The 15,920-nt window shown below is 49.6% G+C and carries 12 protein-coding genes; 4 read left to right on the top strand and 8 right to left on the bottom strand.

Annotated elements, in window-relative coordinates; genetic code table 11:
- Positions 1-5: 5 nt before the first annotated feature.
- Positions 6-386, bottom strand: a complete 381-nt coding sequence (locus tag OCU49_RS01030) for a plastocyanin/azurin family copper-binding protein (RefSeq protein WP_261843174.1) — start codon at positions 384-386, stop codon at positions 6-8.
- Positions 376-912, bottom strand: coding sequence for a DUF4142 domain-containing protein (locus OCU49_RS01025; protein ID WP_261843173.1), 537 nt, complete (start codon positions 910-912; stop codon positions 376-378). Before OCU49_RS01025 ends, OCU49_RS01030 begins: the two co-directional genes overlap by 11 nt.
- A gap of 194 nt (positions 913-1,106) precedes the next feature.
- Here OCU49_RS01025 and OCU49_RS01020 point away from each other — a divergent pair, with 194 nt between their 5' ends.
- Positions 1,107-2,063, top strand: coding sequence for an AraC family transcriptional regulator (locus OCU49_RS01020; RefSeq protein ID WP_261843172.1), 957 nt, complete (start codon positions 1,107-1,109; stop codon positions 2,061-2,063).
- A gap of 33 nt (positions 2,064-2,096) precedes the next feature.
- Here OCU49_RS01020 and pbpC read toward each other — a convergent pair whose 3' ends face one another.
- Positions 2,097-4,406, bottom strand: a complete 2,310-nt coding sequence (gene pbpC, locus OCU49_RS01015) for a penicillin-binding protein 1C (protein ID WP_261843171.1) — start codon at positions 4,404-4,406, stop codon at positions 2,097-2,099.
- 5 nt (positions 4,407-4,411) lie between these two features.
- Positions 4,412-9,337, bottom strand: a complete 4,926-nt coding sequence (locus tag OCU49_RS01010; protein WP_261843170.1) for an alpha-2-macroglobulin family protein — start codon at positions 9,335-9,337, stop codon at positions 4,412-4,414.
- A 168-nt stretch (positions 9,338-9,505) separates the two neighbouring features.
- On the opposite strand from OCU49_RS01010, the gene udk reads away from it, so the two are divergent.
- Positions 9,506-10,213: a uridine kinase gene (gene udk, locus OCU49_RS01005; RefSeq protein WP_261843169.1), complete on the top strand. Its 708-nt coding sequence runs from the start codon at positions 9,506-9,508 to the stop codon at positions 10,211-10,213.
- Positions 10,214-10,597: 384 nt separating this feature from the next.
- Positions 10,598-12,373 (top strand): EAL domain-containing protein, encoded by a 1,776-nt coding sequence (locus OCU49_RS01000; RefSeq protein ID WP_261843168.1) that lies wholly within the window; start codon positions 10,598-10,600, stop codon positions 12,371-12,373.
- A gap of 17 nt (positions 12,374-12,390) precedes the next feature.
- On the opposite strand, the gene OCU49_RS00995 is transcribed toward OCU49_RS01000, so the two are convergent.
- Complete coding sequence (locus OCU49_RS00995) at positions 12,391-12,696, bottom strand: NIPSNAP family protein (protein WP_261843167.1); 306 nt, start codon at positions 12,694-12,696, stop codon at positions 12,391-12,393.
- 171 nt (positions 12,697-12,867) lie between these two features.
- On the opposite strand from OCU49_RS00995, the gene OCU49_RS00990 reads away from it, so the two are divergent.
- Positions 12,868-13,731, top strand: a complete 864-nt coding sequence (locus OCU49_RS00990; RefSeq protein WP_261843166.1) for a DMT family transporter — start codon at positions 12,868-12,870, stop codon at positions 13,729-13,731.
- A 46-nt stretch (positions 13,732-13,777) separates the two neighbouring features.
- On the opposite strand, the gene znuB is transcribed toward OCU49_RS00990, so the two are convergent.
- The 3 genes from znuB to OCU49_RS00975 are packed head-to-tail and all read right to left on the bottom strand — an operon-like array spanning position 13,778 to position 15,862.
- Complete coding sequence (gene znuB / locus OCU49_RS00985) at positions 13,778-14,563, bottom strand: zinc ABC transporter permease subunit ZnuB (protein ID WP_261843165.1); 786 nt, start codon at positions 14,561-14,563, stop codon at positions 13,778-13,780.
- Positions 14,556-15,374: a zinc ABC transporter ATP-binding protein ZnuC gene (gene znuC / locus OCU49_RS00980; protein ID WP_261843164.1), complete on the bottom strand. Its 819-nt coding sequence runs from the start codon at positions 15,372-15,374 to the stop codon at positions 14,556-14,558. The genes znuB and znuC overlap by 8 nt, the downstream gene beginning before the upstream one ends.
- A complete protein-coding gene (locus OCU49_RS00975) occupies positions 15,374-15,862 on the bottom strand; it encodes a Fur family transcriptional regulator (protein ID WP_261843163.1) in 489 nt (162 codons plus the stop codon). Before OCU49_RS00975 ends, znuC begins: the two co-directional genes overlap by 1 nt.
- Positions 15,863-15,920 lie beyond the last annotated feature (58 nt).

The following is a 15,920-nucleotide window of genomic DNA, read 5'->3' as shown; positions in this document are numbered from 1 at the left end:
TACGTTCAGCTAATACTGCCCAGCATCATCGGATGATACAGGCAGTAATATTCTGCTCCGGCACCCGCCGGGATCTGTACAGTTACCTGCTGACCCGGCTCAATAATGCCGGTATCCCAACTGTGGTCTTTAGCCGTCGCCGTATGCGGCACTATGTCTTCGTTAAACCAGGTAATCTGATCTCCAGGCGCAACCTTTAGCTGCGCAGGCACAAACGCAAAGCTTTGTATTGATACCTTATATTGCTGTGCTGCCAGACTCACCAAAGGTACTGGCAATGCCAGCGCCCCTCCAAGCTGCATTACCCGGAACAACCAGTTTCGCCGGGAAATATCAGGCAACTGGTTATTCACAACTTGCTTACTGAGCTCTGTTTTACCTGGCATTTAGCTTATCTACCATATGCTCAGCATGACCCTGATGTACTTTGAAGATTTTAAGCCCTGCCTCAAATAAGGTTTTTACTTCCGGATGCTCAATGTTTGGCAGGAAAGTAAACTCCACCAGCTCATTCACTGCCTTGTGATACGCCAGCTCATTAGCCGCATAAAACTTATCAAACTCTGCGCCACGTAACTGGCTCATTTCATTGATTAAACCTTCAGCTTTAGTATTCAGTTGCTGGCTAAGAAAGTTATCCTGTGGCTGTGCTTCAAGTTTTTTCAGTAATGCCAGTGCCTGTTCATTAACTGCGCTGTGGTCGCGGATCATGGTCTGAGCAAAACTGCGAATCGCCGGATCATTTGTTAGCGCCAATGCCAGATGAGCGTAGCGGATATCAATGTTATCTGCGGTATAAGCCACATGAGCAATCTGCAGATCATTAAGCTCTGCGGGAGACTCCGTTGCCTGCACGCTGCCGTTTAAACCGGCCATTAAACTCAGTGCGAGTATTGCTGTTGTTATTTTCATGTCATGTCCTCTCAATTGACTAAAAAATGCACACCAACATTAAATAACAACGTAAAAACACGATATATGACCGGAAATTCGAATCACTTGACTGATAATTCAAATTTTCACTGCTATGCATGTTTTTAAGTATCAGCTGACTTATCATCAAAGCACACACCAACATTCGGCTAGCATCCGGGAGACGTCAGCCTATGGATATACTTAGCGACATTCTGCATCGTATGCAGCTGGCAGGTACGCTCTATTTTCGTACTTCGTTCACCTCTCCATGGGGTGTTCAGGTGCCTTCTTTTGAAGATGTCTCCCGTTTCCATTTTGCATACCGTGGCCGCTGTCTGGCACGGGTAGCAGGCGTTGCCGAACCGGTATTACTGGAACAGGGCGACCTGATTATTATTACCCGTGGAGCTGCACATACTTTATATTGCGATCCCAAAACTGAAACCGCAGCCCTGCCACTGGATCAGATGCTGGAGAAGTCCGGCTTCACCGGCAGTGGCACACTGGTATACGGTGAGCCCGGTACCAGCCATGAGACGCAGTTAGTCTGCGGTCACTTCGCTTTTAATAAACACGCTAACCATCCACTTATTCAGGCATTACCTGCGTACATTCACATTCGTAACTATGGTGCGATTGCCGGTCACTGGATGGAAACAGCGCTGAAAGTCATAGGTGAAGAAGCCGGCAGTGATAAACTCGGCAGCGATCTGATGGCACTGAAAATGTCTGAGATTATCTATACCCAGGCTTTACGGATTCACTTAAATACTGAAGGCGTCGACCAACCTGTGCTTGCCGGATTTTCTGATACTAAGCTCGCAAAAGTATTACAAGCCATTCATGCCAATCCTGCACATCCCTGGCGGATAGAAGAGTTATCCGGTATTGCCAGCATGTCCCGCACCTCCTTTATCAGTAAATTCACTGACAACCTGTCGATGACACCTCTTGGGTACATTACCCACTGGCGGATGCAAATTGCCCGGCAATTGCTGGTCGACAGCAGCGCTTCAATTATTGAAATTGCTGAGCAGGTTGGCTATCAGTCTGAAGCAGCCTTTGGTCGGGTATTCCGGAAACATTTTGAACAGGGCCCTTCCGGATATCGCCGCCAAAGCAGACAAACTGAGCAGATCTATCACTGATAGTAAGCCCGGGAATGACCGTTAAAGATCCGCTCAACGCACCACAAAACTTAGGCGGTCTGCATTGCCCTGCTCATCAACGACGCTAAGCTGATGTTTGCCACGGGACACATCTTTAAATACCAGATAGCCATCAGCAGATGAACGCCCCAGATACCGCCCATTGTCATACCAGTAACGTTCGCCACTGCCTCCCTGTGCCTGCAAATTTAATGCTAATGGCTGTCCTGAACGGCTCATTAAGCGCGCCTCATCCGGTAAAGATGTAATCTGAATATTCCGTTGCTCACCTGTCAGATAACGGCATTCCGGCATTGCCACCGGTAAACGGGCAGCCCGTCGCCATTCAGGTAATAACCAGGGCTCCAGTTGTCTCGGCCACAGGCTGTAATTAGCCACCTGCATTGGTGTGTTACTGCATGCCGGCTCAACCCGCTGTGCCGTTTCATTATCCAGCCAGACCCTTTGCTGCAATGTTTCAGTATGCAGCGTACGGGGAACCTGGCCATCAAGTACCCAGGCCTGATGCTGGCGCATGCAGTTATTATTTTGCTGATTTAACCGCGCCGATGCTGCCGTTCCGGCCGGCCAGCAAATCATTTTCTGAGTAACATTATCAGGCGCCGACACTGGCGCTTCATTATTTCGGGCGAGTAATTGATAGACTTTGAATAACACAGGCGCAGCACTGCTACGTCCTGAAAGCCCCGGTGCGGCACTACCATCCGGCCGTCCCACCCAGACACCAATAGTCCAGTTCTGGCTGACACCTACCGCCCAGGCCTCCCTAAAGCCATAACTGGTACCTGTCTTCCAGGCCATAGGCCAGCGCGCGTGAAACTGCTGACTGCGTTGCAAGCGCTTTAAGGGAACCGCCAACATCTTCCAGGTTATCCATGCGGCACCAGAACTTAGCAAATAACGGGTGCGCTGTGGATCCTCAGGTTTTAATCTTGGCTGTATCGCGTTGCCCTGCCGGGCCAGCGCACTGTAACTACCCACCAGGCTTTCCAGGGTTGTACCTACGCCGCCAAGAATCATGGCAATATTAGGGCGTTGCGCACCCGGACCACTAAGACGCAACCCACCGCTGCGCAGACGATTGGCAAAACGTGCCGGGCCATAGGCTTCCAGTAATTGCACCGCCGGGATATTCAATGAACGCTGCAATGCCTCTGTAGCACTCACCGGACCATTAAAGCCACCACTGAAATTAACAGGCCGGTACTGCTGCCTGTAACGTGGCGCATCACTGAGCAGTGAGTGTGAATGAATCAGCCCTTCTTCCAGTGCCATGCCATATAGAAAAGGTTTCAGTGTAGAACCTGGGGAGCGCACCGCACGGATCATATCCACATGACCAAAGCGTTCGCTGTTAAGAAAATCCGCCGAACCGGCATAGGCGCGTACCGCGCCATTACGGTTATCCATTACTAATACCGCAGCCGATACACCGGGCGAAAAATGCCTCGTCTGTTGCCGTAACAGCGCCTCGACACCCTGCTGCAGATCTCTTTTGATCAGCGAGCGTATCTGATTACAGTCTGGACATTCACTGCGCAACCGACGGGCTAGCAAAGGTGCAAGTCGCCGGGGTTTTCGGTTCAGAGAAACCACTGGTTCAGCCAGCGCATCGCTAACTCTTTCCTTTGGCCACAATTGTAACTCTGCCATGCGCCGCAATACTTTATCCCGGGCCTGTCTGGCACGCTGTGGATAACGGTCCGGCCGCCAGCGACTGGGCGCCTGAGGTAATACCGCCAGCAGCGCCGCCTGCGCATCACTCAGGGCATTAACCGGCTTACCAAAATAGCTGTAACTGGCAGCCTGAACGCCGGACAGCGTGCCTCCAAAAGGCGCACGGTTAATGTACAGATTAAGAATCTCTGCCTTACTCAGGTGCCATTCAAGCTGCACAGCCCGTAATACCTGCTTCAGTTTGCCTCTGATACTACGTTCATGCGGATCCAGCAGGCGTGCGACCTGCATTGTCAGGGTCGAACCACCTGAGATAACCCGTCCCGCACTGAAGTTCTGCCAGCTGGCTCGCAGCATCGCCAGCGGATTAACCCCCGGATGCTGATAAAACCAACGATCTTCATAGCCAATTAATAAGGCTTTATAGTTATCCCCAAGCTGGGTTTCACTGATGGGATAACGCCACTGTTCACTGGCATTGGTAAAGCTGCGTAGCGGCTGACCATCGACATCGGTTACCACACTGCTGAAATCAGCTTCCAGCGGTAAAGGATAGCGGTGATTCAGCCCACCAAACACCAACAGCAATACCGCCAGTGTCAGAGTTGCACCGGCATACACTGCCAGTACGCCCCGTGTATTCATGACAATTACCTTGGTGTTACCGTCAGCTGACCGGCTGCCACGCCCTGGTGGCGCGCTTCCGGTTGATACATATCTTCCGCAAAGGTTGGCGGTAATTTAAACTCACCGGCCACAACAGCTCTGGCCAGATAAAAGAGCCGTACCGGCCGGTCTGCATACAAAGATACTGCCGCCACAAAACGGTCGTCCCGATATTCCTGATGATTAATCTCAACACCGGTGAGTAAATCCGCCAGACGCGTACCTTCAACACTCAGGTCACTGATACTGTAAGCATCATTGAGATTCTGATTTTCCAGCTCCAGCCCTGCCGGCAACAGATCGACAACCAAACCGTGCGGACGGTTTGCATCTGCCATAACAGACAGCTCCACCAGCACTTGCTGCCCGCTCTGCAATCGCAGATTTTGCTGGTCAGCAAATGCCACGCCATCTGCATCATAAAAGCGGCGCTGTACCTGAATACCCCGGTTATGTGCTGAAGGCTCAGTGGCAGTACGGCCATTGAGTCGTAAGCTCACATACGCATCGGTGATACCGGTATTTTCAATTTTCAGCGGCGCAGCAGCCTGCTCCCCCTGCAAACTGCGGGCGTAACCTTTTACAGCCTGCAGACTCACCTGTTCACTACCAAGCAAAAGTGTCAGATCCAGCGGCTGCTCTCCTTTTACCACCAATGCCTGACCCGCCAGAAACAGTGCATTACGCTCTTGCGTGCTCAGCCAGCGCCGTTTGCCTAACTGCTCCTGCAAATTATCCAGCAACTCAATCCAATACTCACTTGGTCGTTCGGCCTCAAGTAACCAGAAAATAGCCAGTGCCAGATCCCGTACCTTACTGCCGTAACTTACATAGCGATAATCAGGCTGCATTGCAGCAACCAATCCAGCAGTCAGCGCCCGCTCCCCGCGATTACTGTCACCACTGTTCTCCAATGCCAGGCCTAACTGAATCAGTCCCAGGAAACCAGCATTGCCACGCTGATAATCAAACAGGCTGCGCAAGTCTGCCAGTGATGCCTGCTCAGCCTGACTTAGCACCTGAGCAGCATACGCACGTACCGCAAACTGGCTCCTGGCTGACAGATATTCCAGTTGGGACGGGCTGCGTAAGTATTCACTGACCCGCTGCATCGCTTCGTTCAGACCTGCTGCAGGTACCTGATAACCTGCCTGCTGTGCCCGTAGCAGAAAATCCAGTACATAAACTGTTAACCAGTGCTCTTCGGCGCTCTCGTTATTCCACAATCCAAAGCCACCATTATATTTCTGCATACCTAATACCCGGGACACAGCCAACTGTAACGCCTGCTGGCGACTCTGCGGAGTGGACTCAGGTAAGTCAAAGCGACGGATCAGCTCGCTGTTTACAAATAACTGTGGAAAAACACCACTGGTCGTCTGTTCCAGACACCCGTAGGGATAAGCCCGTAATGCATTAAAGTGCGAGGTAAAATCAATCGGTGGTAACGAAGCCACACGCAACTGGCTGCGTAAATCAGATGTCAGCCAGTCTTCCGCAGTAGCCGGTGACATTTGCCACACTTCCCCCGGCACCAGGCGTCGCTGCTCAAGCAGACTCTGCGCAGCCCAGGCAGGTCGAACTGACAGATACCAATCGCGCAGAACCTGTTGCTGAGCCGCAGGCAGCCCCTGCAGTCCCTGAATATCCAAACTGATCTGTGCCAGTCCGTTGATATCTGCTGCTTCGACGGGGATATAAAGAGTGCGCTTTTCATTCACTTTCAAGTTCAGCGACTGCTGATATTCATCACTGCTAAATGCGTCCCCTGTTCGTAGCCCCTGTAACACAAGACTGAGTTCGAACTGCTGGTCCTGACCACTGAGATTATGCAGATCCAGCGCCAGCCGGCTGATATCCCCCGGTGCCAGGAAACGCGGTTTGGTCAGCTGAGTGACCAGTGGTGCGGCCACTTCAATATCCTGCTCCGTTGCACCAAAGTCATCAGCACTGTATGCCACAGCCATCAGGCGCAGCTTGCCATTAAAATCAGGCAGATCCAGCACGACTTCAGCGTAACCTTCATCACTCAAACTTACCGGACCACTGAACAAGGAAACAATTCTTACATCTTCCCCCTGCTCACCGGCACCGTTGAAGTCTTCATCACCACCAAAACTCAGTGTGGCCATTTCACCGCTTCCGGCATCAATAAGATCACCGTAACTGTCACGACCTGTCACCTCATACCGACGCTGTCCAAAGAAGTCTGCAAAAGGGTCTGGCGTTGCAAAACGGCTGATATTCAACACTCCAACATCTACCGCCGCCAGCGTCATACTGACAGTTTCTGGCATATCCTCAGTGGTGCTGATTTGCACCGGTACGCTCAACTGACTATTTGGATAAGTTTTCGCAGGTACATCCAGCTGAATGCTTAAACGCCTCGCCTCACGATCCAAAGGCAGTGGTGCAATCCCCAACATACGACGGGGCAAAGCCTGTTCTCGCTGCTCGCCAGGCTGTATCAGTAACACACTGACGTACAGATCATGTCGTTGCCACGCAGGGTCTAACGTGAAGCTGACGGTCGAGCCTTCTTCAGGAATATCAACTGGCATACGCAACAAAGGTTGATCAGATTCCACCAGCAGGAAGCCTTTACCCGCGGCAGGTGGCTGAATGGCAACTTTCACCTCATCTCCGGCAGCATAAACCTGCTTATCCAGTGCCATGCCGATTCGGTCTGGCCGGCCGGCCATAACGGTTGCTCCCGGATCCCAACCCGCCTGAAAACGGTAACCGCTGACTAAATCAGTCTGTGGATCAGTCACTTCCAGACGATAATACCCCCATTCCACCGGCGCACTGACTTCACTGCTACTGCCGGCAATCAGATCAATCACATCACTGAAAACCGGATATTCACGCTGGGTGTAATCAGACTCCCAACCCGTTACTTCTGAATAAACCCAGTGGTACTGACGATACTCACGAATCAGTTTTACCTGCACATTAGCAGCCGCCAACTGATCTTCATTGCCAGAAGTAGCGATCAGTTCAAAGCTTGCCATTGTGTCATAGTCGACAGTACCGTCCGCAAACAAGGGACGGATGCCTAATAACCGCTCAGCAGGCAGTACATAACTGATACTGCGCCGGCTTACCGGCCGGCCACCGCTATCAATCAGACCGTGGAAAACTTTCAGCTGCAATGGCACTTTGGCCTGCTGCCAAAACGCATCAGGCCGGACGACGGCCTGGCCCTGCGGACCTAAGCTAAGTGGGTTTAACGTTATCCGGCGGTTAAATTCGGTGGCATTCGGATGTCCAAAGTAAACATCCTGCCAACGGGAGAACGGATGCGCTGCCATCTGGCTAATCAATTCGCTTTCCAGCACATTGCCTTTGGCCGGTGCACCGTATAAGTACTCTCCAAGCGCATTAATTCTCAGCGGTTCGCCAGAGGATATATACTCAGGAGCCTCCAGCGTTAACTGCATCCTTTCCGGTAAAAACTCTTCTACCTGAAAGTGGTAACTGAAACTGTCTTCTGCATTGATTCTGGCTACCAGCGTCCACTCGCCGGTGGCTGCATCAGCAGGAATCTGCCACTCCCCCTGCAGGTAGCCCAGATCATCAAAGCGTAATGTACGGCTGGCAACTTCCTGACCATCCGGCCGGGTCAGGCTTAATTCGGCTATTCGTTGCCGTGGTGTACCATCCGCGTTTTGCAAAACCGCAGCCGCACGACCATCTGCATCCCGCAGCAAACCACTTACAGTTACGCTCTCACCCGGACGATACAGATCCCGCGGGCTATACATAAATAACTGCTCACTGCTTCGCACCGGTCCTTCAACCGGAAACTCCGCTAAATCCAGCCCCGCACCGAACAGGCGCACCAACGAAGTATCACCAGCATCTGTAGTGGCAATCAGCAAAGCAGCATTCCCGAGTTCAGTTGCCCCCTTAAAACTGGCAGTACCTGCGGTGGTTGTCACTTCACTGAGCAACTCATCACCGCTGCTATTGAGCAACTGCAAGCGAACACCGGCAAGTGGCGCCGCTGTCTTAAGGCTGTTCACAGTTGCATCCAGCTGCTCAGTATACTGACGCAGATGAATACCCAGATCACTCACCGCAAACCAGGTTGCCGGATAGTCATAACGGTAATCGCCGGATTCACGCATCACCGCTACATAAACACCGCTGCCCGTCAGGGCAGGAATATCTTTAACCGGCAAATAACGGATACCTTGCTCATTACGGGCCAGTTGCAATTGAAAGCGGCCACTATACGCCAACTCAAAATCTTTCAGATGATCGGAGATACGCCAGAAATTCAACTGACCTTTACGACTGTTCTGGCTAAGAAAGCTCACCAGCCGGGAGTTCGGCAGGCGATAAAAGTCCACATCTACCCGGGATACATTAGCGACGATAACCGGCAGGCCTTTGGCCAGATCTTTCGCCAGTAAATTCCCATTACCGGCAAAACCCAGCATGGTATTCACTGCAGCAACCTGAACCTCAGCCTGACGACTGCTGGTCAGCTTACTTTGTTTGCCTGGCAGACCTTTATCCACCATTACCTGATAGCTCTTTTCGGGTTCTACAGCGGTAAAATACAAGCGCTTCAGACTGTCAGCGACAATCCAGCTACCTTTTACGCGCTGCCCTTGTTGATCCTCAACCTGTAACCACTTATCCAGCTTCTGATCAGCGTCCACTCTGGCCGATAAAACAACCACCAACGCTGGCCGCCCCTGATACTGCTCGGTACTGATATCAAGAATTGTCAGTTGCCCTTCAGTCACTTGAATCTGCTCAGGTAGCTCATTTTCAGAAACCTCAGCCTCAGAGGTATCGGTAACAGCAGGCGCAGTCGTCTGGATGTCAGACGACTCTTCATTACAACCGGTAAGTAAACCAAACAGCAGCAGAACTGCCAGATAAGCGATTTTCATAACACATCCCGTGTTTCAAACTCAGCAAAAGAACGCTGTATAAAAGCTATGCATAAAGGTTCCGAAAGCTATTTATAGCACTGTTTCTGTACCACGACAGCTACACCTGACACAGACCTGCCAGAATTTTACAAACTGAGTACAGACCTTGCCTTAACGGACATCAACATGCAGGAAAAACAGGATATTTTTGTTTACTTTGTAAACAGCTGGTATGATGCGCGCCAAATTTTTTTGAGCAAGTATGCATTCATGACAACACGGGTAATTGGTATTTCCGGGCCTTCCGGTTCGGGGAAATCCTGGTTCAGCGAACATCTTAAAGATCTGATCGAGACACGTTTTGGCGCCGGCAGTGTGACTATTCTGCAGGAAGACTGTTACTACAATGATCAGACTGAAATGAGCTTCGAGGAACGTTGCCAGTGTAACTACGATCACCCGGAAGCCTTCGAACATGAGTTGCTTGCTCAGCAACTTGCCAGACTCAAATCTGGTGAGGCTATTGAAGCACCGCTGTATGATTACAGTAACCATAATCGCCGTAAAGAAACTCAAACGATTCCACCGGCAAATCTGGTTATCGTGGAAGGTATTATGTTGTTTCACAACACCCATTTGCGGGACGAACTGGAACTGAAAATTTATATCGACACGCCATGGGACATCTGTCTGATGCGCCGCATCCAGCGGGACACCAAAGAACGCGGCCGCAGTCTGGATTCAATTCTGCAACAGTATGAAACCACTGTTCGCCCAATGTTAAAGCAGTTTCTTGCACCAACCGTGCAGCACGCCGACATTACCATCAACGGTTACCAGACACTGGATGAAGAAGTATTCGGTCTGGCAAATCAGGTATCACAACTTCTCTGACCATCCATGCTGACCTGCCGCCATAATCGCAGGTCACTTCTCATACCCAATCCATTAAATAACCTTTCCGGCTTTTTAGGCCATCTATTGGCAAGTAAGCCATACAAGCTTTATGATCAATTGAGCTACATATGACAGGAAGTCATCAAATTCGCTGAATTCGAACTAAGAGAAGGATCTCTCATGCAGTTTATTCGAACAAATTTAGTGCCCGCAGTGTATACACTCAGGGAAAGCTTTGTCGCGATTATCCCCTACGTCCTTCTGCTCGTCAGCTGCACATTATTATTACAGATACTAAAGTTTTCAGACCTTCACTTACCTGATCCAATACACAGCCAGCTCACTAATTATCTTCTTCTGTTACAAAGCTTATTTCCAATCATGCTACTGATTTCTATCAGCTATCATTTTGCCCGCCTGAACAGGTTAAGTCAGATTATTTGTGCCCTCGCTTCGCTCATCAGCTATCTGACTCTGGGAGTAATTTTTGCAGCGGTGCGTGACAAACCTTTCGACGTTTTACATATTCCTGAAGCACTTGGATTAGTCACTCCAATCATTAACGTCGTTGTACTGCGGTACACACTGAAGCTGGCGAATATTCGACGCTACTTCAATATCAGTACTGAAGTTGCAGAAACTTTTAACTATATATTGCCATTTATTCTCAGCTGCCTGCTCACCTGCATCAGTATTCTGATTCTGGAGGCCATTATTATTGAGCCGTTGCTCTGGATTGGAAGCCATCTACCTGAAACACCTGGACTGATTGCAACAGCATTACGGGCAGAGCTAAGTCACTTATTCTGGTTTCTTGGCCTGCATGGAGATAACACTCACGACTTGCTTTTCAGTAATGCTTTTCTCGACCAGGAACTGCAAAAAAATCTTACATATAAAGAGTTCTATGACTTATTTATTATCTACGGCGGTAGCGGCGCCTGCCTGTCACTTATCTTTGCCATCCTGCTCATCGCGGAGGACCGGCACAGCCGTCAGATAGCCACACTGGGATTACCATTTGCCATATTTAATATCAGCGAAATCATTATCTACGGCTTGCCTATTATGCTTAACCGGCACCTTTTAATTCCCTTTCTTACGCTGCCATTAGTGAATATTTTTATCAGCGGACTAATGCTGTCATATGATTTAATCGAATTTTCAAACCACAATATCTCCTGGGCAACACCTGTTTTTATGAATGCCTGGATTGCTACAGACGGCAATCCGCTTGCACTGTTACTCCAGGGCTCACTGCTGCTGCTCGGAATATTTATTTACATGCCTTTCGTACGGCGCTTATCAGATATTCAGAACACCCCTAAGTCACTACTCCGTCTGTATGAACGCCTGAATATCAGCTCCGAGCTGGAAAACGCCGAACGCTTTATACAGTCTCATAAGCCGCTCAGTTATATTGAACATCACAAATACCTGTACGACTCGATCAATACTTTACAAAATAATGACCTCCTGCTGATGTATCAGCCAATCATTGATACAAACAACAATCACTGCCGAAAGCTGGAAGCACTATTACGCTTGCGTACCAATACAGACAAGCTCTTGCCGCCGTTTTTTCTGGCAGCAATTGAGAGAGCAGGTATGGCACCTATCATTGACTTCTGGGTGTGTCAGCAGGTGTGTCGCGACACGGAACACCAGCAAAACACCGCACTTCATGTCAGCATAAACCTTCACCCTGATACCCTGAAAGACAACGAAGTCATCAAAAAAATCATCAAAATAATGCAGGGAATGAATGTCAGCTTTGAAATCATCGAGCGCTCTTTCAGTGGTAGCAACCGGGTAAAAGCCAACATTCGCAAACTCAGAGAGGCCGGTTTTCTAATTTCGATGGATGACTTTGGTACCGGTTACTCAGGCATTGCCGCACTATCAGCTTCTCAGGTGGATATTGTAAAAATAGATAAGATCCTGTTGGACCAGGCAAATTCTCCGGAAGGCCTGATTATTTTGCAGCACTCTTGTCAGATGTGCCTGCGCTTAGGGTTGGATCTGGTTATAGAAGGTGTGGAAACCGACCAACAGCTTGCGATTGCTCTGTCAGTCGGTGCTCAGCAGGTTCAGGGCTGGTATTACTCAGAAGCCCTGAGTTGGCAGGATGCAATGATCTATGCCAGGCGCTTCTGAGTATTATGTCGTACCGGTTAATTTAAAACCGGTCGCATAAACTGTCGCTCAATACGAATAATGCAGCCGGTTTGTTTCGCGTATTCATAGGCTGCCTGGCAGCCTTCATCCACAGCCATTTTCTCCCGATAAACCTCATAAGCCGCTAATGATTCGAAACTAAAGGCCGCGAATGCTTCATAATTCTTTCCTTCATGGGGCAAGAAGTAACCATGGTGTTCACCACCCAGCCTGGTTACCAGCGGCAACCACATACGGGCATATATTTCGAACTCCTGCAGTTTGGCCGGATCAATTTCATATCGGATATGACAAGTCACCATAAAACGTCCTTTTAAATTTATAGATAAGGTTCGCTGAGAATACGCAGCCATCGATAAATAATCCATTAGACGCGACGGTAATACCGGCGAACTCTGCTATCATTCATCGCCGATTGCGCTATTAACAAATCACACCGAAATCCAACGTTTTACTAACACAGATCATCCAACATGCTGACCGACTCTATACCCGTTGCTGTTCGCTACATGCTTCTTTCTGCACTGGGCTTTGCGCTCATGGCTGCCAGTGTAAAAGCTGTCAGTGGCTATGGTATTCCGGTGATGGAGATCGTTGCTGCACGAGCCATTATCTCGCTGGCAATCAGTTATGTAGATGTGAAGCGAAAAGGCATTTCTATCTGGGGAAATAACAAGCCCCTGCTGATAGCCAGAGGTGGCATCGGGGCAGTTTCACTGATGGTTATCTACTTTGCGGTAACTACATTACCACTGGCTGAAGCGACTATTTTGCAATACACCTACCCGGCATTTACAGCGGTATTAGCACTGATCTTTCTTAAAGAGCGTATTCACCTCGCCACTATTATCTGTATCGGATTAAGCATTCTCGGACTCTTAGTCATGATGCGTCCAGGTATGGATTCCAATGCTGACCCGTTGCCATTGCTTAGCGTTGGTGCAGCCCTTTTGGGTGCATTCGGCAGTGCCGCTGCGTATGTAATTGTGCGTCAGTTAAGCCGCAGCGAAGACGGTTCCGTGATTATCTTTTACTTCCCTCTGATCGCCCTGCCAGCGTCGCTTATCTTACTGGGAGATGACTTTGTTATGCCCGGTACCGAGGCACTGATTCTGTTAATTATGGTGGGAATTTTCACACAGGTAGGCCAGATAGGTATGACTAAAGCAATGGCAGCTGAGTCAGCAGGTAAAGCCACCGCGTACTCTTATGTACAGGTAATATTCTCAGCCATTCTGGGGATTATCTTCTTCGCTGAAACACCGACATTCTGGACCTTAATGGGCGGTAGCCTGATTATTACCGGCGCTCTTATAAACGCATTGATGAAACGCTAATCAGCAAGATTATTCACAAGTGCTTATTAGCGCTTCACTGATACAGTCAGGCGCGGCGCGGCAGGCTGTAGAGGAATAGAAAGAGGGATAGTGCAGCGACGACTACCGAAGGTCCTGCCGGCGTGTCCCACTGATAAGATGCCAGCAAACCCATCACCACCGCCAGTGTACCTAACAAGCTGGCAATCAACGCCATCTGTTCCGGGTTATGCGCCAAACGTCGGGCTGCTGCCGCCGGGATAATCAGCAACGACGTAATCAGCAGAATCCCGACAACTTTCATAGCTATGGCAATAACAAAGGCAATCAACAGCATCAGTGCCAGCCGGGTCAGGGTTACATTCACACCTTCCACCTGAGCCAGTTCTTCATTGATAGTAATTGCCAGTAACGGTGTCCAGAGCTTCCATAGCAGTACCAGTACCACAAGTCCGCCCAGATAAATCCACAACAGATCTTCCGGCAGGATCGCCAGCAGGTCACCGAACAGGTATTCCATTAAATCGACACGGACATCATCTAACAATGCTATAGCCACCAGACCTAACGACAGACTGCTGTGCGCCATAATTCCAAGTAAGGTATCAGTGGCAACCAGTCGCTGTCGTTGCAAACTAACCAGAATAATCGCCAGCAGCACACAACAGCTGATCACCGCCAGATTGAAATTAATATCAAATAAAACGCCAACCGCAACCCCCAACAGCGCAGAATGCGCCAGCGTGTCGCCAAAGTAGGCCATTCGCCGCCATACAACAAAAGAACCTAATGGTCCTGCAACCAGCGCAACACCAACGCCACCGAGTAATGCATAAAGTAAAAAATCAGCCACAGTGTGTATGTTCCTTGTCGCTTACAGGTGATTCAGATGGTGTATTCGCGCACTGCGGATTCTGGCAATCGCCAGTTTCGACAACATCGCCATGTTCATCGTGACGGTGATTATGATGATGGCTGTACAGCGCAAGGTTCTCGGCACCCGGCACACCAAAAAGTTCTTTATAGGAAGGATCATTACTGACCTGTTCCGGACGACCGGAGCAGCACACATGGCGGTTAAGACAAATAACGTTATCCGTCGACGCCATAACTAAATGCAAGTCGTGTGAGATCATCAAAACTGCACAGCCATGCTGATCACGGATACGACCAATCAGGCTATACAATTCCACCTGACCATTAATATCCACACCCTGTGCAGGCTCATCCAGCACTAATAATTCCGGCTTCTGTAACAATGCCCGGGCCAGCAAAACCCGCTGCATCTCTCCACCAGACAAGCTATGAACAGACTTATCGATCAAAGACTCAGCCTTCACATCTTCCAATGCCTGAAGCAAAGCAGCTTTGTCGCTGTAACGGGCGGTTTGCAAAAAGCGTTTAACTGTCAGAGGAAATGTCGAATCTATATGCAATTTTTGCGGCATATAGCCAATACGCAGCCCTCGCTGGCGATTAACGGTACCCTGAGTCGGCTCAACTAACCCCAATACCGCACGTACTAACGTGGTTTTACCGGCACCATTAGGACCAATCAGTGTTGTAATCGAGCCCCGGTTAAGGCCAAACGACACATCCTGAATAACCTTTTCACTGCCAAAACTTATGTGGATATTTTTCAGATCGACTAATACATCAGTCATTACTTCGCCTCTGGCGGACAGTTTGGGCAACGTCCGACAACTTCAACATTTTCGTGCTCCACGACAAACCCCAGTTCAGCGGCGCTGTTATGAATACTCTGTTCGATGCTTCTGGAATTCAATTCAACCGTCACGCCGCATGCCTGACATATCAGAAAGTATCCCTGATGTGGATGTTCCGGATTCGTACAACCAATAAACGCATTCAGTGAAGCTATCCGGTGTACAAAACCCTGCTCCTGTAAAAAATCCAACGCCCGATAGACCGTAGGTGGGGCAGAGTTAAAACCTGCTTCAGCAATAGCTGGCAGCAAATCATAGGCTCCCAGAGGTTTATGGCTTTGCCAGATCAGCTTCAGCACGAGCTCACGGATAGCGGTCAGACGCAAACTTTTTGACTGACAGATACGCTGAGCGTCTTGCAACGCCTGGCTGACGCAGTGTTCATGATTATGGTCAGGGTGATAAGCAATCGTTGAATCTGTCATAGCGATACACCGGGCATCTCATTCTCAGGCTTGGCATCGGTACTGTTATACTATAACA

Origin of the sequence: Aliamphritea ceti (genome assembly GCF_024347215.1) — a bacterium.
GTDB classification, from domain to species: Bacteria; Pseudomonadota; Gammaproteobacteria; order Pseudomonadales; family Balneatricaceae; genus Amphritea; species Amphritea ceti.
The sequence above is the reverse complement of the archived record's forward strand: the minus strand, read 5'-3'. Positions and strand labels throughout refer to the sequence as shown.